The sequence below is a fragment of the Streptomyces sp. NPDC050732 genome (genome assembly GCF_040654255.1).
GTDB lineage: Bacteria > Actinomycetota > Actinomycetes > Streptomycetales > Streptomycetaceae > Streptomyces.
In genome coordinates this window covers 51,415-69,561 of sequence record NZ_JBFAHP010000020.1, presented here as the reverse complement: position 1 = coordinate 69,561, position 18,147 = coordinate 51,415, and the positions used below count along the sequence as shown (strand labels likewise).

The window sequence follows — 18,147 nt, the reverse complement described above, 5'->3', positions numbered from 1 at the left end:
TCGGGCCGCGCGGAATGCCTCGGAGGCTGGGCTGATGGAACCCGCCGTGATCGGAGCGCGGCTCGCGTCGAGCATCGTGGTCCCGCTGATCAGGAAGCTGTTCGTGTCCGAAGGATCTGGCGCCGATCTGGTCGACAGACCCGTCCGGGTGTCGCGGATCGTTTCGTTCCGCGGCGAGAAGCGGACGCTCTCCGACAAGGATCTGCACAAGATCGCCGAGGAGCTGGTCAAGCGAGCCGCCCACTCGACCGGCGTGGAAGAGCTGCTGCCCTCCTTCGAGAAACAGGCCGTCATCCACGCCGTAGCCGACTCCCTGCGCACCCTCGGCACACTCGACATGGACGATGTGCAGGCCGTGCGGCTCGGCCATCTGGAGCTCTCCCGGCACCTGCGCGCCCAGAACAGGACGGCGACGCTCGGCCTGTCCCACGACGCGGTCACGCTGCACGCCGGCGTGCTGGACACGGCGTGCCTGCACATCCTGAACTTCTTCACCCAGCGGTCCACTTTCGTGCCCCGCACCCTGCTCGAACAGAGCCGCGGCATCGAGGAGTTGACCCGCAAGATCGACTCCCTGATCACCCGGTCGCCCTCCCCGGCGGACGGCCCGTTCGAGGAGCGGTACGCGCACTACATCGCGACCAAGCACGGCAAGCTGAGCATCTTCGGCCTCGACCTGTCCGGAGCTCCGGAGAGCTGGCGGCTCGACGTGGCGTATCTCAGGCTGGACGCGGCCGCCGACGCGTCCAGCGCCACTCCCAGTGTGGTCTCGGCCGACCACGTCCTGGCGGGCCGCAACCGCGTACTCCTACGGGGTGTGGCCGGCTCCGGAAAGACCACTCTCATCCAGTGGCTGGCGGTGACCACGGCGAAGAAGTCGCTGGACGAGCAGTTGCTCTATCTCTACGGAGTCGTGCCGTTCGTCCTCCCCCTGCGCACGCTGACCCGCGGTGGCGCCCCTCTGCCCGCTCCCGACGGGTTCCTGGCGGCGGTGGACTGCCCGATCGCCGGCAGCCAGCCGCACGGATGGATCGACCGGGTGCTGCAGGCGGGCCGCGGGCTCATCCTGATCGACGGCATCGACGAGGTACCAGAGGACGACCGCAGCGACGCCCGTCGCTGGCTCCGGGAGCTCCTCAGCGCCTATCCCGACAACCGCTGGCTCGTCACCTCCCGGCCCTCGGCCGTACGGGAACGCTGGCTGACCGACGACGACTTCGCCGAGCTCGACCTGGCCCCCATGAACCGGGCCAACATCGCGGAGTTCATCCAGCGGTGGCACAAGGCGGCCGGCATCAGCGATCAGTACGCCACCGAGCTCCTGCGCGCGGTCCGCGCCCAGGAGGACCTGAGCAGGCTCGCGATCAATCCGCTGATGTGCGGCCTGATCTGCGCTCTGCACCAGGACCGCCGCGGCTTCCTGCCCGAGGGCCGCAAGGAGATCTACGACGCGGCCCTGTCCATGCTGCTCTTCCGGCGCGACCGTGAGCGTGGTGTCCACAAATCCGGGCCCCTCCACATCAGCGAGGCCGAGCACATCCAGCTCATCCAGAAACTGGCCTACTGGATGATCCGCAACGGCCGCTCCGAGATGAACCGCACCGACGCGGTGGAGCTCCTGGGCCACGTCCTGCCGGCCATGCCGAAGGTCGCCGAACAGGGCACTCCGGAGGAGGTCTACCGGCATCTGCTCGTCCGCAGCGGTCTGCTCCGGGAACCGAGTGCGGACTCCATGGATTTCGTGCACCGGACCTTCCAGGACTATCTCGGGGCGAAGGCGGCGGTCGAAGGGCTCGACTTCGACTTCCTCATCGCCAACGCACACCTGGACCAGTGGGAGGACGTCATCCGCATGGCCGTCGCCCATGCACGGCCCACCGAGCGGACGTACCTCCTCACCGGCCTCATCAGGCGCCGGGACACCTCGCGCCAGGGCATGGACCGGCTCCACCTCCTCGCGGCCGCCTGCCTGGAGCACGCGACCGAGCTCGCCCCTGCGGTGCGGGCCGAGGTGCAGGAGCGGGCCGCGGCCCTCATCCCACCGCGCTCGCCGAACCAGGCGCGCGCCCTGGCAGCCATCGGCCCCGTAGTCATCGAACTGCTGTCCGGCCCCCGAGAACTGCCCACGCGCCCGAACGCCCCGGGCCCGTTCGCCACGGAAGAGCAGAAGGCGACGGCCGCCGCGGCGGAAGCCGCCTACCGAGCCGCGGCGGACGAGGCGTACTTCACCGTGCTGACCGCCACACCCATCGCCACATATGCCGCGATCGAGGTGCTCGCCCTGTACCGCAACCACCCCGACCTGCGGGTACGCAACGAACTCGCCCAGGCGTGGGGGCGGTACGACACCGAGCTGTACGGCCAGGAGGTGGTCGCGCACCTCGCTGAGGACGGCCTCTACTTCCCCGTGTCGAACCTGAACGAACTGCGTGCGCTGCGCAGCTTCGGCGGCCGCTCCCGCGTCAGGATCATGGGCGAGTTCACCGTCGACGAGTTCGTCGCCACGTGCCCGGGGCAGCGCCTCACCCATCTGTGGGTCGAGGCGGACATGGGGCCGGCCTGGGACTGGCTGGGCCTCTTCCCCAAGCTGTGCGAGCTCACGATCGAGACACTCCAGCCGAGCATCGACCTCAGCACCCTGGAGAGGGTGCGTTCCCTGCTCACCGTGCGTGTCCCCGAGGAGACCACCCTGGTCGGCGCCCGCCTGCTGCCGGAGTCCACGAAGGTCGTACGGGGGCGTCTCAGCACGGTCTGAACGGTCACACCACCGCACACGACCTCACACGAAGAAACCCCCTCCGGTCCGCGTTTCCGCAGATCGGAGGGGGTTTACCTTCATGTGGCGGCGCCAGGATTCGAACCTGGGAAGGCTGAGCCGGCAGATTTACAGTCTGCTCCCTTTGGCCGCTCGGGCACACCGCCGGGTTTGTCGCCAAGCTCCGCTTTCGCGTCGCTCCGTGGCAACGACGTAAACGATACCTGATGCACAGGGGTGCTTCGCCACCCGATTGAGCGGCACCCCGCGCGGGGGCGGTGGCTAGGCTTTGCGGATGCGGCCAGCGTCAGTCGGCCGTGTAACCGCTGAGTACGCATACCCCGATACAAGGAGCCACAGGACATGGCCGACTCCAGTTTCGACATCGTCTCGAAGGTCGAGCGGCAAGAGGTCGACAACGCCCTCAACCAGGCCGCCAAGGAGATCTCGCAGCGTTACGACTTCAAGGGCACGGGCGCCTCGATCTCGTGGTCCGGCGAGAAGATCCTGATGGAGGCGAGCGGCGAGGAGCGGGTCAAGGCGATCCTCGATGTCTTCCAGTCCAAGCTGGTCAAGCGCGGCATCTCGCTGAAGGCGCTGGAGGTGGGCGAGCCGCAGCTGTCCGGCAAGGAGTACAAGATCTTCGCCTCCATCGAAGAAGGCATCTCCCAGGAGAACGCGAAGAAGGTCGCCAAGATCATCCGCGACGAGGGCCCCAAGGGCGTCAAGGCGCAGGTCCAGGGCGACGAGCTGCGGGTCAGCTCGAAGAGCCGGGACGACCTGCAGGCCGTGCAGGCGCTGCTCAAGGGGCAGGACTTCGATTTCGCGCTGCAGTTCGTGAACTACCGGTAGTCACGTCGGTAGTACTGCCGGTCTTATTGCTGGTGGTCCGCTGTCGTACGCGCGACGGCATGAACGACGGAGGGCGGGCGCCCCGGGTGGGGCGCCCGCCCTTGCTGCTGGCCGCAGTTCGGGGGACGGCGTCTCAGCGCCGTGAGTGGCCGAAGAGGATGCGGTACGCGACCAGCAGGACCAGCGAGCCGCCGATGGCCGCCGCCCAGGTGGCGCCGTCGTAGAAGTCGTCGGCGATGGGGTGGTCGAGGTAGCGGGCGGAGATCCAGCCGCCGATGAAGGCGCCGGCGATGCCGATGACGGTCGTGCCGATGAAGCCGCCCGGGTCGCGACCGGGCAGCAGCAGTTTGGCGACGGCTCCGGCCAGCAGTCCCAGAACGATCCAGCTGATGATGCCCATGCGGTGACCCGGCCTTTCTCACGCGGTGTGCTTTCTCGCGCGGTGAGCTTTTGTGCGCTGTTGTCCTGAAGGACGTCTCTACGGAGAGTCGCGGTTGCGGTGATCCGTAGGGTGCGGCGTATGACACAGCAGCCTGAGCTCCGGCGGACGCTCGGCGTCTTCGACGCGGTGGTGATCGGCCTCGGGTCGATGATCGGGGCAGGGATCTTCGCGGCCCTCGGGCCTGCGGCGGGAGCCGCCGGGTCGGGGCTTCTGATCGGCCTCGGCATCGCCGGCGCGGTGGCGTACTGCAACGCCATGTCGTCGGCGCGGCTCGCCGCCCGCTACCCCGCGTCGGGTGGGACCTACGTCTACGGGCGGGAGCGGCTCGGAGCGTTCTGGGGCTACTTGGCGGGCTGGGCGTTCGTCGTCGGCAAGACCGCGTCGTGTGCGGCGATGGCGCTCACCGTGGGGGCGTACCTCTGGCCGGGGCAGGCGCACGCGGTGGCCGTCGGAGCCGTCGTGCTGCTGACCGCCGTCAACTATGTGGGTGTGCAGAAGTCGGCGTGGCTCACGCGCGGGATCGTCGCTGTGGTGCTCGCCGTGCTGGCGGCCGTCGTGGCCGCTTGCGCGGGATCGGGGGCGTCCGACGCGGGGCGCCTCGCCGTGGGGCTCTCTGCCGGGTTCGGCGGAGTGCTGCAGGCAGCCGGGCTGCTGTTCTTCGCCTTCGCCGGGTACGCGCGGATCGCGACGCTCGGCGAGGAGGTACGGAACCCCGCGCGGACCATTCCGCGGGCGATCCCGCTGGCCCTGGGCATCACGCTGTGCGTGTACGCGGCCGTGGCGGTGGCCGCGCTGACCGTACTGGGTTCCGACGGGCTCGCCGGTGCGTCGGCGCCGCTGGTGGAGGCGGTGCGTGCGGCGGGGGCGCCGGGGCTCGTGCCGGTGGTGCGGGCGGGCGCGGCGGTGGCGGCGCTCGGCTCGCTGCTCGCGCTGGTCCTCGGCGTGTCGCGGACCACGCTGGCCATGGCGCGGGACGGGCACCTGCCGAGGGCCCTCGCGGCCGTGCACCCGCGCTTCCGGGTGCCGCACCGCGCGGAGCTCGCCGTCGGGGCCGTGGTCGCGGTGGTGGCGGCGACGGCGGATGTGCGTGGGGCGATCGGCTTCTCCTCCTTCGGAGTGCTCGTGTACTACGGGGTGGCCAACGCGTCGGCTTGGACGCTGAGTTCGGAACCGACAGCGCGTGTCGTGCCGCTGGTGGGCGGGATCGGCTGCGTCACGCTGGCGTTCGCCCTGCCGGTGTCCTCGGTGGCGGCCGGGATGCTGGTGCTGGCGGTGGGGGTCGTCGCCTACGGACTGCGGGGGCAAGTGCGGGGCGGAGGCGGTGGCGGGAGCAGGGGCCGGAGCGGGCGGCGGACGCTCTGACATCTGACGGGGTGCCGTGGGAAGGGTCCCCTACGTGTGCGTGCAGGCGTCCTGCTACGCGTGCGTGCGGGCGTCCTGCCAGGCCGGCAGGTCCAGGTCGTCGTTGTCCTCCTCGTACCATCCCGTGCCGTCGAGCCAGGCGGTGAGCCACGTCGCGAGGTCCGGGGAGTCGACGAACCAGGCGTGCCGCGGGTCGCCGCCGTTGGGCTCGAAGAGCAGGACCTGCGCGTCGTCGGTGTGGCAGTCCACGCACGCGTACATCGCGCAGCCCCAGTGGGATATCGGCAGGACGCCTTCGGGCCAGCCCCACTCGGAGTCGCGCATCGTGAAGTACTCCTCGACGACGGCCGGCTCGCCTCCTGACGACTTGCCTTCGAGCAGGGGCAACAAGCCGTACTCCGGGCCCCAACCGCCGTCGCCTATGCGGGTGTAGAGCGCGGCGAGCAGGGGCGGCAGGGTGAAGCCCAGGGAGGCCTCCGCCCGGGCCAGGGTCGCCGCGTCCACGGGGGTGGGGAGGGAGTCCCAGCCCCAGGGACGGGTGGCGCGCGCCTCGGTGGCGACACGGGCCAGCAACTGCTCGCTGTTGTTCATGAGTTCATGGTGGACCACGGCACTGACAATCGGGCCCGGCCCGCTCCTCGGGTGCCAGGCCTTCGGGCCAGGACGGCGTGAGGTCAGGACGGCTTCAGGCCAGGACGACTTCGATGTCCATCCGCGTGAGGAGGGCGAGCAGTTCCTCGAAGGAGGGCGGGGCGCCGTGTGTGCGGGGTGTGACGCCCAGGCAGCTCCGGGCGGTGTGCGGGTCGTGCCAGACGAGGGTGAGGGGCGGCGGCGTCCCGAGGTCCCCGCGGAGGCAGTCGTGGAGCGTGTCCGCGCTCCGTCCGACGTATCCTCCGGGGCCGTTCACCGCCTCGCCGAGCGCGCAGTAGAAGGCTGGTTCGTCGGTGATGTGGCGGCCGTCGAGGTGGTACGTGGCGCCGGGCTCCGCGTCCGGCCCGCCGCGCCGTCCTTTGCGCTCGCGGGCGACGGACAGCCAGTGGGACCGGCCGTCGGCGTCGATGCCGTGGGCTGCCCAGAGGTTGGACCGTGCGGGGCGGCCGGCCCACCAGGCGTCCCACACTTCTCCGGCGGAGCGCGGCGGCCGTACGGTCCACGGGTCCAGGGCGAGGTCGACCAGGCCCCGGCCGCGCGCGGACGGGATCCAGGCGACGACCTCACCCTCCACGGCGTGCTGGAGGGGCCGGCCCTGTCGGCAGAGGCGCAGGACCCTGCCGTGGCCGAGTTCGCCCTTGCCGGACTCCAGCGCGTCTTTCAGAGCACCGCGCGGTGCGCAGCCGAGCAGTCGTACGGGTGGTTCCGCCAGCGCGTCCGGTGGGGCTTCACGCCCTTCGGGGATGCTGGGCCCGTCCGGCAGCTGATCGGCGAAGAGGTGCTCCGCGTCCGCGCAGAGCGCCCAGATCTCGTCGTACGGAAGGGCTTCGGGGTCGTACGCGGCGAGGGCGTACCTCGGCTGCCGCACCGGAGTGCACCCGCTTCAGGAGCGCGCGGCGAACGGCTGGTCGGTACGGACGATGTCGCGGCCGAGCGGCAGCAACGAGACCGGGATCAGCTTGAAGTTGGCGACGCCCAGGGGGATGCCGATGATCGTGACGCACAGGAGGATGCCGGTGAAGATGTGGCCGAGGGCGAGCCACCAGCCCGCGAGGAGCAGCCACAGCACGTTGCCCACGCAGGAGGGTGCGCCCGCGTCGCGGCGCTCGACCGTGGTGTAGCCGAAGGGCCACAGGGCATAGCGGCCGATGCGGAAGCTGGCCAGGCCGAAGGGGATGCCGATGATCGTGACGCAGAGGATCGCGCCCGCGACCAAGTAGGCCAGGAACATCCAGAAGCCGCAGAGGACGAGCCATATGACGTTCAGGATTGTCTTCACTGGTGGCGACCTGCCATCTGCTCTAGTCGGGCGATGCGCTCCGCCATCGGCGGGTGTGTGGAGAACATCTTGGACATGCCCTGCCCCGGGCGGAAGGGGTTCGCGATCATCATGTGACTCGCCGTCTCCAGGCGGGGCTCGGGAGGCAGGGGCAACTGCTTCGTCCCCGCGTCGAGTTTACGGAGTGCGCTCGCGAGGGCGAGGGGGTCGCCGGTGAGCTGGGCGCCGGAGGCGTCCGCCTCGTACTCCCTGGAGCGGCTGATCGCGAGCTGGATGACGGAGGCCGCCAGCGGGCCGAGCAGCACGATCAGGAGCATGCCGAAGATGCCGGGGCCTTCGTTGTCGTTCGACCGGCCGACGGGGATCAGCCAGGCGAAGTTGACCAGGAACATGATCACCGAGGCGAGGGCGCCCGCGACCGACGAGATGAGGATGTCGCGGTTGTAGACGTGGCTGAGCTCGTGGCCGATGACGCCGCGCAGTTCGCGCTCGTCGAGGAGGCGGAGGATGCCGTCGGTGCAGCACACCGCGGCGTTCCGGGGGTTGCGGCCCGTCGCGAACGCGTTCGGCGCCTCGGTGGGCGAGATGTACAGGCGGGGCATGGGCTGGCGGGCCTGGGTGGAGAGCTCGCGGACCATGCGGTACAGCTCGGGGGCCTCGAACTCGCTCACCGGGCGGGCGCGCATGGCGCGCAGGGCGAGCTTGTCGCTGTTCCAGTACGCGTACGCGTTGGTGCCGAGCGCCACGAAGAGCGCGACGATCAGGCCCGTACGCCCGAAGAAACTGCCGATGACAAGGATGAGCGCGGACAGTCCCCCGAGGAGTACGGCGGTCTTCAACCCGTTGTGCCGGCGGTGCACGGTACGCCCTCCTGGTGGTGCGTGGGGGAACCCTCTGCTGACTGGTGCTTCCACTGTTCAGTGGACCCTCCCGTACTGGTCAACGCCAGGCGGGGAGCACTAGTTCCCTTGTGCACGCATGAGCGGTGTAGGCCGCGCGGGTGACGGCCCGCGGGGACCGCGTCAGAAGAGGCCGGTGTCGGAGAACCTCAGGACGAGCTGGGGCGCTCCGGAGAGCGCGATGCCGAGGACCGCCGTCAGTGCGATGGCCGCGGTGAGCGGGGCGGGTACGCGGTGCTTGACCGGCTCCCCCTCCGGGGCGCGGAACAGGAGCGCCGTCCACTGAAGGTAGTAGAAGAGCGCGATCACCACGTTCACGGCCATGACCACGGCGAGCCAGCCGAGGCCCGCGTCGACGGCGGCCGAGAAGACGGTGACCTTCGCGAAGAGGCCGATGATGCCCGGCGGCAGTCCCGCCAGGCAGAGCAGGAAGAAGCCGAGGACGAGGGCGGCGAGGGGGCTGCGCGCGTACAGGCCGCGGTAGTCGCTGACGCGGTTCAGGCGCTGCGTACGGCCGACGAGGGCGGCCACGGCGAAGGCGCCGAGGTTCACGGCGGCGTACATCAGGGCGTACGCGACGGTCGAGCCGATGGCCTTCTCGGCGGCGGCCTCGTTGTCGGCGTACCCGGCGGCGGCGATGGGGACCAGGAGGTATCCGGCCTGGCCGACCGAGGACCAGGCGAGGAGGCGGACCGCGCTGTACGCGCGCGTGGACCGCTGGCGCAGGGCCGCCACGTTGCCGGCGGTCATGGTGAGCGCGGCGAGGACGGCGAGTGCGGGGCCCCAGACGTCCGCGTACGACGGGAAGGCGACGACGGTGACGAGGATGAGGCCGGTGAAGCCGACGGCCTTTCCGACGACGGAGAGGTAGGCGGCGACGGGCAGGGGCGCGCCTACGTAGGTGTCCGGTACCCAGAAGTGGAAGGGCACGGCGGCCACCTTGAAGGCGAAGCCGACGAGGGTGAGCGCGACGCCGGTCTGGGCGAGCGTGTGGAGCTGCCCGTCGACTTCTTGGAGCTTGGTGGCGACCTCCGTGAGGTGCAGGGTGCCGGTCGTCGCGTACACGAAGCTGACGCCCATGAGGCTCACCGCGGTCGCGGTGACCGAGGAGAGGAAGAACTTCAGGGCCGCTTCGGAGGAGCGCTTGTCTCCGTGCCGGAGGCCGACGAGGGCGAATGCCGGCAGGGACGCGACTTCGAGGGCGACGATGAGCGTCGCGAGGTCGCGCGATGCGGGCAGCAGGGCGGCGCCCGCCGCGGAGGAGAGCAGCAGGAACCAGAACTCCCCTGCGGGGAGTTCGTCGCCGGAGTCCTTGAGGGTGCTCATGGAGAGCAGGGCGGCGAGCAGGGCGCCGCCGAGGACGAGGAGCTGGATGACGAGGGTGAAGCGGTCGGCGGTGTAGCTGCACGCGTGCGTGCCCCCGCCGGTCAGGCAGAAGGTGGAGCGGTCGTCGTCCATGAGGGGCAGCAGGGAGAGCGCGGCCGCGGCCAGGCCCGCCACGGAGATCCAGCCGAGGAGCGCCTTCTTGCCGTCCTTCACGAAGAGGTCGGCCACGAGCACGACGAGGCCGACGACCGCGGCGATGGTCGGCGGCGCGATCGCGAGCCAGTCGACGGACTGGACGAGGCTGGCGGCGCTTTCGGCGGCCACGGTCACGACTTGCCTCCAGTGAGGAGCTTCTGCACGGCCGGGTCGGTCAGGCCGAGGAGAGCCGCGGGCCAGAGTCCGGCGAGGACGGTGAGGGCGACGAGCGGGGTCCAGGCGGCGAATTCGTAACCGTGGACATCGGCGAGGGCCTTGGGGGCGGGCTCGTCGGCCGTGGCGGTCCGCGGCATTGGGCCCATGCAGACACGGCGTACGACGATGAGCATGTACGCGGCCGTGAGCAGGGTGCCGAAGGCGGCGATGGCCATGAAGGTGAGGAAGGCGGGGCGGCTCAGGTCGGCGGCGGGCTCGAACGCGCCGAACAGCGCGAGCATCTCGCCCCAGAACCCGGCGAGTCCCGGCAGTCCGAGGGAGGCGACGGCGCCGAAGGCGAGGAGGCCGCCGAGGCGGGGCGCCCTGCCGTAGAGCGCGGCGCCGGACTCCTGCGCGAGGGAGTCGAGGTCGGTGGTGCCGGTGCGGTCCTTCAGCGCGCCGACGAGGAAGAAGAGCAGGCCGGTGATGAGGCCGTGGGCGATGTTGGCGAACAGGGCGCCGTTCACGCCGGTCGGGCTCATGGTGGAGATGCCGAGCAGGACGAAGCCCATGTGGCCGACGGACGAGTACGCGATGAGGCGCTTGAGGTCGCCCTTCGCGCCCTGCTTGGCGAGCGCGAGGCAGGCCAGGGATCCGTAGATGATCCCGACGACCGCGAAGGCCGCGAGGTACGGCGCGAACTCCCGCATCCCGTCGGGGGCGATGGGCAGGACGATCCGGACGAACCCGTACGTACCCATCTTCAGCAGCACGCCGGCCAACAGGACCGAGCCGACGGTCGGCGCGGCGGTGTGGGCGTCGGGCAGCCAGCTGTGCAACGGCCACATCGGCGTCTTGACCGCGAGCCCGATCCCGATCGCCAGAACGGCGATGACCTGCACGGATGTGGTCAGGCCCCGGCCGTTGTCAGTGGCGAGTGCCACCATGTCGAATGTGCCGGACTTGAGCCCGATGAGGAGCAGGCCCAGCAGCATGACGACGGATCCGAGCAGGGTGTACAGGATGAACTTCCAGGCGGCCCGCGTGCGCTGCTCACCGCCCCAGCGGGCGATGAGGAAGTACATCGGGATGAGCACCATCTCGAACGCCAGGAAGAACAGCAGCAGGTCAAGGACGGCGAAGGTCGCGAGGGTGCCGGATTCGAGCATGAGGATCAGCGCGACGAATGCCTTGGGAGACGGGCCCGCAGGCAGCTTGAAGTAGGAGTAGAGCGCGCAGAGGAAGGTCAGCAGCGCGGTCAGGACCAGGAGGGGGAGCGAGATGCCGTCGATGCCGAGGTGGATGCGCACGTCGAGTGCGGGGATCCAGCTGATATCGGTCGTGGCCTGCATCTTCGACGGCTGGTCGTGGTCGAAGCCGAGCGCGAGGACGATCGCGGCGACGAGGATCACGCCGGTCACGGTCACGCCGTGGCGCAGCACGGCCTGGTCGGGCGACTTTCCCTTCAGCCCGGGCGGGGCCGGCAAGAGGGCGGCCACGGCGCCGATGAGCGGGCCGACGACGATCAACGCCAGAAGAAACTGCATCACGGACTCACTGATACCGATCACGGCTGCTCACGCTCCGGCGGTGGCGACGAGGACGGCGGCGACGGCCAGGACGACCGTGCCTGCGAGCAGCGCGCTCAGATAGGTCTGCACGTTGCCGGTCTGCGCGCGACGGACGGCCGCGCCGAGCCAGCGGGGTGCGGCGCCCGCGCCGCGCACGTACGTCTCGACGACCTCGCGGTCGAGGAAGCGGACGAGTCCCGCTGCGGCCCGGACGGGGCGCACGAACAGGGCGGTGTAGACGGCGTCGAGGTGGAAGCCGGCGGCGGCGTGCCGGTGCAGCGGTCCGAGCAGCAGGCGGCCGGGGTCGGCCGGGTCCGGCGCCGAGGCCACGTCTCCGTACGCGGGGGTGTGGCTGGCGATGGCCTCCGCCTCCACCAGGCCGCCGTCGCCGTCCGGGCTCGCGGCGACCGCGCCCATCGGGACGCGGGCGCCGAGCGCCGTGGTGTGCCGCCACGCGCCGTAGGTGACCAGGCCGCCGACGAGTGCGAGACCCGTGCCCAGGACGGAGGTGGTGAGCGTCGGGGCGAGCGAGTGGCCGTCGAACCAGTCCGGCAGGACGCCGGCGGTCAGACCGAAGACGAGGGAGGGGACCGCGAGCACCCAGAGCACGGCGGTCATGGCGACGGGCTGCTTCCCGTGGTCGGGGGCCTGTGCTCCCCTGCCGTTGAAGGCGAGCAGCCAGAGCCGCGTCGCGTACGCGGCGGTGAGGAGGGCGGTGAGCAGGCCGGCGACGAGGACGATCCAGCCCGCCGCGGTGGGCGCTGAAGCAGCGTGGCCGGTGGCCGTGTGCTCGGCGGCGCCGAGCACGGCCTCCTTGGAGAAGAAGCCGCTGAACGGCGGCATCGCGGCGAGCGCGAGAAGCGCCACGGTCATCGTCCAGTAGGCGTCGGGGACGCGGTCGCGCAGGCCCGTCATGCGGGACATGGCGGCCAGCGAGTTGGTGCCGGCGGCGTGGATGATCACGCCCGCGGTGAGGAACAGCAGCGCCTTGAAGGCGCCGTGGGACAGGAGGTGGAAGACGGCGGCTCCGCGGTCGCCGACGGCGAGGGCGCCGGTCATGTAGCCGAGCTGGCCGATCGTCGAGTACGCGAGGACGCGCTTGATGTCGTCCTGGGCGAGCGCGGCGAGGGCCGAACCGGCCATGGTGACGGCGGCCATGACGGCGAGGACGACCAAGGCCGCGTCGGAGGCGGCGAAGACGGGGAGGAGCCGGGCCACGAAGTAGACGCCGGCGGCGACCATCGTCGCGGCGTGGATCAGCGCGGAGACGGGCGTGGGGCCCGCCATCGCGTCGGGCAGCCAGGTGTGCAGCGGGAACTGCGCCGACTTGCCCGCCACGCCCGCGAGGAGCAGCAGGGCGATGAGCGTGGGGTGGTCCAGGCCGCCGTCCGTGACCGTCCCGACGATCGTCGTGATGCGGAAGGAGCCCGTGTCGGCGGCGAGCGCGAACAGACCGATCAGGAAGGGGACATCACCGAGCTTGGTGACGAGGAAGGCCTTCAGCGAGGCGGCGCGCGCCTCGGGGGTCTCCCAGTAGTGGCCCACCAGGAAGTACGAGCAGATGCCCATGATCTCCCAGCCGACCAGGAGCACCATCAGGTCGCCTGAGTAGACGACGAGCAGCATCGCGGAGGTGAAGAGGGAGACGAGAGCGGCGTACGAGGGGTAGCGCGGGTCGTCGCGGAGGTAGCCCGTCGAGTAGATCTGCACGCAGGAGGCGACGACGCCGACCAGGACGGCGACGAGGGCGGCGAAGCCGTCGATGTGCAGGGCGAGCTCGATGGGGACGGAGCCGGTCGGGGTGAGCTCGGTCGCGGCGTCGACCGGGGCCTTGCCGGAGCCGGTGCCGCCGCCCTGACGGATCGCCACGAGCACGGCGAGCACGAGGGCCGTCAGTGTGGGCAGTACGGCGAGGGGCCGGACGAGGCCGGGGACGCGGCGGCCGAGGAGCAGGCCCGCGGCCGCGCCAAGGAACGGAAGGAGGGGGACGAGGACGGCGAGGGTGGTCGTGGTCACGCGGTGGCCTCAGCCTTCTTCGACGTCTGCGCCGACGGCGGCTGCTGTGCGGGGTCGGGCTCTTCGGCGGCGGCCTCGGCGGACTCGGCGGTCTCGGCGGTGTCGCGGAGTTCGTCGACGGCGGAGCTGCCGCGGTTGCGGTAGACCGCGAGGACGATCGCGAGGCCGATGCCGATCTCGGCGGCGGCGATGGCGATGACGAAGAGGGTCAGGGCCTGGCCGGCGTGGAGGGAGTCGCGGAGCCAGACGTCGAAGGCGACCAGGTTGAGGTTGACGGCGTTGAGCATCAGCTCGACGGACATCAGGACCAGGATCGCGTTGCGCCGGGCGAGCACTCCGTACAGGCCGACGCTGAAGAGGAGGACGGCGAGGACGGCGGGATAGGCGAGGTGGAGGTGCATCAGCTGTTCTCCTCCCGGTCCGTGGCGCGGGCATCCGACGCGGCATCCGAAACAGCGTTCGACGCGGTGTTCCTGCGGGACAGGACGATCGCGCCGACGAGGGCGGCGAGGAGGAGGACCGAGAGCGCCTCGAAGGGGAGCACCCAGTGCCGGAAGAGGACCGAGCCGGTCACGTCGGTGGTGCCCTGGGCGGCGCCGTCCAGGTCGATCACCGTGGTGCGGAACGCGTCCACGACGACCCAGACCAGGGCGGCGGCAGCGGTGAGGGCCACCGCGAGCGCGACCGGGCGGTTGCCCGAGTCGGCGTCCGGGGAGCGGCCGATGGGTGCCCTGGTGAGCATCAGTCCGAAGAGGAGGAGGACGACCACGGAACCGACATAGATGAGGACCTGCACCCAGGCGATGAACTCGGCGGTCAGCAGGAGGTACTCGACGGCGAGCCCGCCGAGCGCGACCACGAGCCACAGGGCGGCGTGCACCAGTTGCTTGGTCGTGACCGTGATGACCGCAGCGCCGAGCGTGACGAGGCCGACCAGGAGGAAGGCGATCTCGACGCCCGTCGGGGAGAGGAAGCCGTGTGTTCCGGCGGCGATGTGCACGACCTGGTTCACGACTCCTCGCCCTTCGTCTCGGGCCGTGCAGCCGACGGGGCGGTCTCGGCGGCTGCGACGGTCTCGGCGGCTTCGGTGGCGGCCAGTTTCTCCGCGGTCTTGCGGGCGGCGGCGAGTTCCTTCGGCTCCTCGGCGCCGGCGTCCAGGGCGGGCGGGGCCGGGACCGTCCACATCCACTCGCGCAGCTTGTCGCGCTCGTGGGTGAGTTCGTGGATGTCGGTCTCGGCGTACTCGAACTCCGGTGACCAGAAGAGGGCGTCGAAGGGGCAGACCTCGATGCAGATGCCGCAGTACATGCAGAGGGCGAAGTCGATGGCGAAGCGGTCGAGGACGTTGCGGCTGCGCTCCCTGCCGCCGGGGGCGGCGGGCGGGACCGTCTCCTTGTGGGAGTCGATGTAGATGCACCAGTCGGGGCACTCGCGGGCGCACAGCATGCAGACCGTGCAGTTCTCCTCGAACAGGCCGATGACGCCGCGGGTGCGGGGCGGCAGTTCGGGCTGGTGCTCGGGGTACTGCTCGGTGACGGTCTTCTTCGTCATCGTGCGGAGGGTGACGGCGAGGCCCTTGGCGAGGCCGCTGCCGGGGATGCCGGGCCGGGTGGGCGGGAGAAAAGGTGCCATTAGTTGATCGCCACCTTCACGATGCCGGTGAGCGCGATCTGCGCGAGGGCGAGCGGGACGAGGAGGGTCCAGGCGAGCTTCTGGAGCTGGTCCTCGCGGAGACGGGGATAGCTGACGCGCAGCCAGATGACGACGAAGGCGAGCACCGCCGTCTTCAGCAGGGTCCAGACCCAGCCGAGCCCGTCGGCACCCCACGGGCCGTGCCAGCCGCCCAGGAACAGGACGGTGGTCAGGCCGCACAGGACGACGATTCCGGCGTACTCGGCGAGGAGGAAGAGGGCGAAGCGCAGACCGGTGTACTCGGTATAGGCGCCGAAGATGATCTCGGAGTCGGCGACCGGCATGTCGAAGGGCGGGCGCTGGAGTTCGGCGAGGCCCGCGACGAAGAAGACGAGGGCGCCGACGATCTGCCAGGGCAGCCACCACCACTCGAACGCGTCGACGATGCCGGGCAGCGAGACCGTGCCCGCGGCCATCGCGACCGAGGCGGCGGCGAGCAGCATCGGCAGTTCGTACGCGAGGAGCTGGGCGGCGGTGCGGAGGCCGCCGAGGAGGGAGAACTTGTTGGCGCTGGCCCAGCCCGCCATGAGCGAGCCGAGTACGCCGACGCCCATCACCGCGAGCACGAAGAAGATGCCCGCGTCGACGACCTCGCCGACCGCGCCCTCGCCGGGGCCGACCGGGATGGCGACCAGGACGAGGAGGTAGGGCAGGAGGGCGATCGCCGGGGCCAGTTGGAAGACACGGCGGTCGGCCGCCGCCGGGACGATGTCTTCCTTCTGGGCGAACTTCACGCCGTCGGCGACGAGTTGGGCCCAGCCGTGGAAACCGCCCGCGTGCATGGGGCCGAGGCGGCCCTGCATGTGTGCCATCACCTTGTGCTCGGTCTGGCCGACGACGAGGGGCAGGACCAGGAACGCCGCGAAGACGATGACGAGGCGCAGGGCGACGTCGAGGACGTCGTTCACTCGTTCCCTCCAGTGTCTCCGTTACGGGGGTCCTCCGGCTCGGGCGCAGGCGTGGGCTCGGGCTGGGGCTGGGGAGCGGACTCGGGCTCGGGCTGCTCCGGGGTGTCGAACGCCGGGCGGGCGTGGTGCCAGGGAGCGTCGGGCTTCCCCTCGGGTGTGGCCTCCGGAGCGGGGGCCGGAGCCGGGGTCGCCGCTCGTTGCGATGCCGAGCCCTGGCTCGCGCTCCGGGCGCGCCTCGGGGGGCGGGCCGGCGCCTCCCGTTCGGCGGGCGTGGCCGGGGTGTTCTCCGCCGGGGGCGTCGGTGCGGCCTGGCTCGCGGAGCCCTCGCTCACGCTCCGGGTCCGCCGCGCGGGACGTTCGCCGGCGGCGCGGCCGGCCGCTCCGGCAGCAGCCGCCCCAGCGGCTCCGGCGCGCCCCGCCCCGCGCGCCGGGCGTGCCGGGGCCGGGGGGAGCTGGCCCTTCAGAGGGCCCCACTCGTTCGGGTCGGGCACGCCGGGGGGCAGCATCTGGCGGCGCTTGGGGCCGCCGTGCTCGGACTCCCCCGGCTCCTTGGCGCCCGGCCAGGCCTTCGCGACGCGGGCCGCGAGCACGAAGTCCTTGCGGAGGGGGTGGCCCTCGAAGCTGTCGGGCAGGAGCAGCGGGGTCAGCCCGGGGTGGCCCTCGAAGGTCACGCCGAACATCTCGTGCGTCTCGCGCTCGTGCCAGGCGGCGCCCGCGTAGACGCCGACGGCGGAGGCGAGCACGGGGGCGTCGTGCGCGACGGTCGTACGGAGAAGGAGGCGGCGTACGGGAGAGAGGGCGACGACGTGGGCGGCCACGCGGAAGCCGGTGCCCGGTTCGTCGACCGCGCTCAGCCAGTCGAAGTAGGTGCAGGAAAGTGTGGTGCGGGCCGTCTCCAGGGCGGTGGTCCACGAAGCCGGGGGGACGTCGACGGTGAGTACGTCGTACGACTCCTCGGCCGTCGCCTCCGCGCCGAAGAGCTCCTCGACGGGGCTCGGCAGCCAGCCGGTCATGCCTGGCCCTCCCCCGGCGCGGGCGCCTTCACCAGGCCGCTCCGGAGCGCGGCCGCCGAGGGGCGGGCACCGGTGCCGGGCCCCTTCCCGTACCGCTCCTCCAGCGACTCCTTCGCGATCTTCTCCTGGAGTTTGAGGATGCCCTGGAGGAGCGCCTCGGGGCGGGGCGGGCAGCCGGGGACGTACACGTCGACCGGGATGATCTGGTCGACGCCCTTCGTCACGGAGTACGAGTCCCAGTAGGGTCCGCCGCAGTTGGAGCAGGCGCCGAAGGAGATGACGTACTTCGGTTCGGGCATCTGCTCGTACAGGCGCTTCACCGCGGGTGCCATCTTGTCCGTGACCGTGCCGGAGACGACCATCAGGTCGGCCTGGCGCGGGCCCGGCGCGAAGGGGATGACGCCGAGCCGGATGAAGTCGTGGCGCGCCATGGACGCGGCGATGAACTCGATGGCGCAGCAGGCGAGGCCGAAGTTGAAGACCCAGAGGGAGTACCGGCGGCCCCAGTTGAGGACCACCTTCATCGGTTCGGGGGCGAGGCGGGCGAGCGCGCCCAGCCTCTTCGGCTCGGGGAGCAGCACGGGCTGCGGCCGCCCTTCGGTCTCCGGGGTCACGTCCACGTCAGGACGCCCTTCTTGTATGCGTACAGCAGGCCCACGGCCAGGAAGCCGAGGAAGATGAACATCTCCACGAGTGTCGTCGCGCCGTAGCCGGGCGCGGCGAAGACCGTCGCCCAGGGGAAGAGGAAGATCGAGTCGACGGCGAAGATCACGTAGAGGAACGCGTAGACGTAGTAGCGGACCTGGGTGTGGGCCCAGCCCTCGCCGACGGGGTCGACGCCGCACTCGTACGTCAGGAGTTTCTCCGGGGTCGGCACCACCGGGCGCAGCAGCCGCCCCGCGCCGAAGGCCACGGCGACGAACAGCACGCCCACGACGGCGAGCAGTCCGACGACGGAGTACGACTGGTAGTAGCTTGCCGCGACGTTCGTCACGTGCACGTCACTCCCTCACTCCCTGACCGACTTTCA

18 protein-coding genes and 1 tRNA gene are annotated in these 18,147 nt (G+C 71.0%); 3 read left to right on the top strand and 16 right to left on the bottom strand.

Features of this window, described 5'->3' with window-relative positions:
• The first annotated feature begins 34 nt into the window (after window positions 1-34).
• Window positions 35-2,755, top strand: coding sequence for an NACHT domain-containing protein (locus AB0H82_RS19715; RefSeq protein ID WP_362994370.1), 2,721 nt, complete (start codon window positions 35-37; stop codon window positions 2,753-2,755).
• 85 nt (window positions 2,756-2,840) lie between these two features.
• Here the strand turns inward: AB0H82_RS19715 and AB0H82_RS19710 are convergent.
• Window positions 2,841-2,922, bottom strand: a tRNA-Tyr gene (locus tag AB0H82_RS19710).
• 196 nt (window positions 2,923-3,118) lie between these two features.
• Here AB0H82_RS19710 and AB0H82_RS19705 point away from each other — a divergent pair.
• Entirely contained in the window at window positions 3,119-3,607 is a 489-nt protein-coding gene (locus AB0H82_RS19705) for a YajQ family cyclic di-GMP-binding protein (protein WP_362994368.1), read from the top strand.
• Between the two features lie 133 nt (window positions 3,608-3,740).
• Here AB0H82_RS19705 and AB0H82_RS19700 read toward each other — a convergent pair whose 3' ends face one another.
• On the bottom strand, window positions 3,741-4,007 hold the full coding sequence (locus AB0H82_RS19700) for a GlsB/YeaQ/YmgE family stress response membrane protein (RefSeq protein ID WP_362994366.1): 267 nt from the start codon (window positions 4,005-4,007) through the stop codon (window positions 3,741-3,743).
• A gap of 120 nt (window positions 4,008-4,127) precedes the next feature.
• Between AB0H82_RS19700 and AB0H82_RS19695 the strand changes: the two genes are divergently transcribed.
• On the top strand, window positions 4,128-5,411 hold the full coding sequence (locus AB0H82_RS19695; RefSeq protein ID WP_362994364.1) for an amino acid permease: 1,284 nt from the start codon (window positions 4,128-4,130) through the stop codon (window positions 5,409-5,411).
• A 54-nt stretch (window positions 5,412-5,465) separates the two neighbouring features.
• Here AB0H82_RS19695 and AB0H82_RS19690 read toward each other — a convergent pair whose 3' ends face one another.
• The 14 genes from AB0H82_RS19690 to AB0H82_RS19625 form a co-directional block, all read right to left on the bottom strand.
• On the bottom strand, window positions 5,466-6,002 hold the full coding sequence (locus AB0H82_RS19690) for an SMI1/KNR4 family protein (RefSeq protein ID WP_362994362.1): 537 nt from the start codon (window positions 6,000-6,002) through the stop codon (window positions 5,466-5,468).
• A 94-nt stretch (window positions 6,003-6,096) separates the two neighbouring features.
• Complete coding sequence (locus tag AB0H82_RS19685; protein ID WP_362994360.1) at window positions 6,097-6,930, bottom strand: barstar family protein; 834 nt, start codon at window positions 6,928-6,930, stop codon at window positions 6,097-6,099.
• Between the two features lie 15 nt (window positions 6,931-6,945).
• Window positions 6,946-7,341 carry a YccF domain-containing protein gene (locus AB0H82_RS19680; RefSeq protein WP_362994358.1) on the bottom strand — a complete coding sequence of 132 codons (396 nt, stop codon included), beginning with the start codon at window positions 7,339-7,341 and terminating at the stop codon, window positions 6,946-6,948.
• Complete coding sequence (gene htpX, locus AB0H82_RS19675) at window positions 7,338-8,201, bottom strand: zinc metalloprotease HtpX (RefSeq protein ID WP_362994356.1); 864 nt, start codon at window positions 8,199-8,201, stop codon at window positions 7,338-7,340. The genes AB0H82_RS19680 and htpX overlap by 4 nt, the downstream gene beginning before the upstream one ends.
• A gap of 162 nt (window positions 8,202-8,363) precedes the next feature.
• Complete coding sequence (locus tag AB0H82_RS19670; protein WP_362994354.1) at window positions 8,364-9,896, bottom strand: NADH-quinone oxidoreductase subunit N; 1,533 nt, start codon at window positions 9,894-9,896, stop codon at window positions 8,364-8,366.
• Window positions 9,893-11,488, bottom strand: a complete 1,596-nt coding sequence (locus AB0H82_RS19665; RefSeq protein ID WP_362994352.1) for an NADH-quinone oxidoreductase subunit M — start codon at window positions 11,486-11,488, stop codon at window positions 9,893-9,895. The genes AB0H82_RS19670 and AB0H82_RS19665 overlap by 4 nt, the downstream gene beginning before the upstream one ends.
• A gap of 6 nt (window positions 11,489-11,494) precedes the next feature.
• Entirely contained in the window at window positions 11,495-13,504 is a 2,010-nt protein-coding gene (locus AB0H82_RS19660; RefSeq protein ID WP_362994350.1) for an NADH-quinone oxidoreductase subunit L, read from the bottom strand.
• Window positions 13,501-13,905: an NADH-quinone oxidoreductase subunit NuoK gene (gene nuoK / locus AB0H82_RS19655; RefSeq protein ID WP_362994348.1), complete on the bottom strand. Its 405-nt coding sequence runs from the start codon at window positions 13,903-13,905 to the stop codon at window positions 13,501-13,503. The genes AB0H82_RS19660 and nuoK overlap by 4 nt, the downstream gene beginning before the upstream one ends.
• Window positions 13,905-14,516, bottom strand: a complete 612-nt coding sequence (locus tag AB0H82_RS19650; RefSeq protein ID WP_362994346.1) for an NADH-quinone oxidoreductase subunit J — start codon at window positions 14,514-14,516, stop codon at window positions 13,905-13,907. Before AB0H82_RS19650 ends, nuoK begins: the two co-directional genes overlap by 1 nt.
• Window positions 14,513-15,136, bottom strand: a complete 624-nt coding sequence (locus AB0H82_RS19645) for an NADH-quinone oxidoreductase subunit I (protein ID WP_362994344.1) — start codon at window positions 15,134-15,136, stop codon at window positions 14,513-14,515. Before AB0H82_RS19645 ends, AB0H82_RS19650 begins: the two co-directional genes overlap by 4 nt.
• Entirely contained in the window at window positions 15,136-16,104 is a 969-nt protein-coding gene (locus AB0H82_RS19640) for a complex I subunit 1 family protein (RefSeq protein ID WP_362994342.1), read from the bottom strand. Before AB0H82_RS19640 ends, AB0H82_RS19645 begins: the two co-directional genes overlap by 1 nt.
• The gene (locus tag AB0H82_RS19635; protein ID WP_362994340.1) at window positions 16,101-17,117 is read right to left on the bottom strand and encodes an NADH-quinone oxidoreductase subunit C; all 1,017 of its coding nucleotides are present in this window, start codon (window positions 17,115-17,117) and stop codon (window positions 16,101-16,103) included. Before AB0H82_RS19635 ends, AB0H82_RS19640 begins: the two co-directional genes overlap by 4 nt.
• Complete coding sequence (locus AB0H82_RS19630) at window positions 17,114-17,737, bottom strand: NADH-quinone oxidoreductase subunit B family protein (RefSeq protein WP_362994338.1); 624 nt, start codon at window positions 17,735-17,737, stop codon at window positions 17,114-17,116. Before AB0H82_RS19630 ends, AB0H82_RS19635 begins: the two co-directional genes overlap by 4 nt.
• Window positions 17,728-18,117, bottom strand: coding sequence for an NADH-quinone oxidoreductase subunit A (locus AB0H82_RS19625; RefSeq protein ID WP_055547887.1), 390 nt, complete (start codon window positions 18,115-18,117; stop codon window positions 17,728-17,730). The genes AB0H82_RS19630 and AB0H82_RS19625 overlap by 10 nt, the downstream gene beginning before the upstream one ends.
• Window positions 18,118-18,147 lie beyond the last annotated feature (30 nt).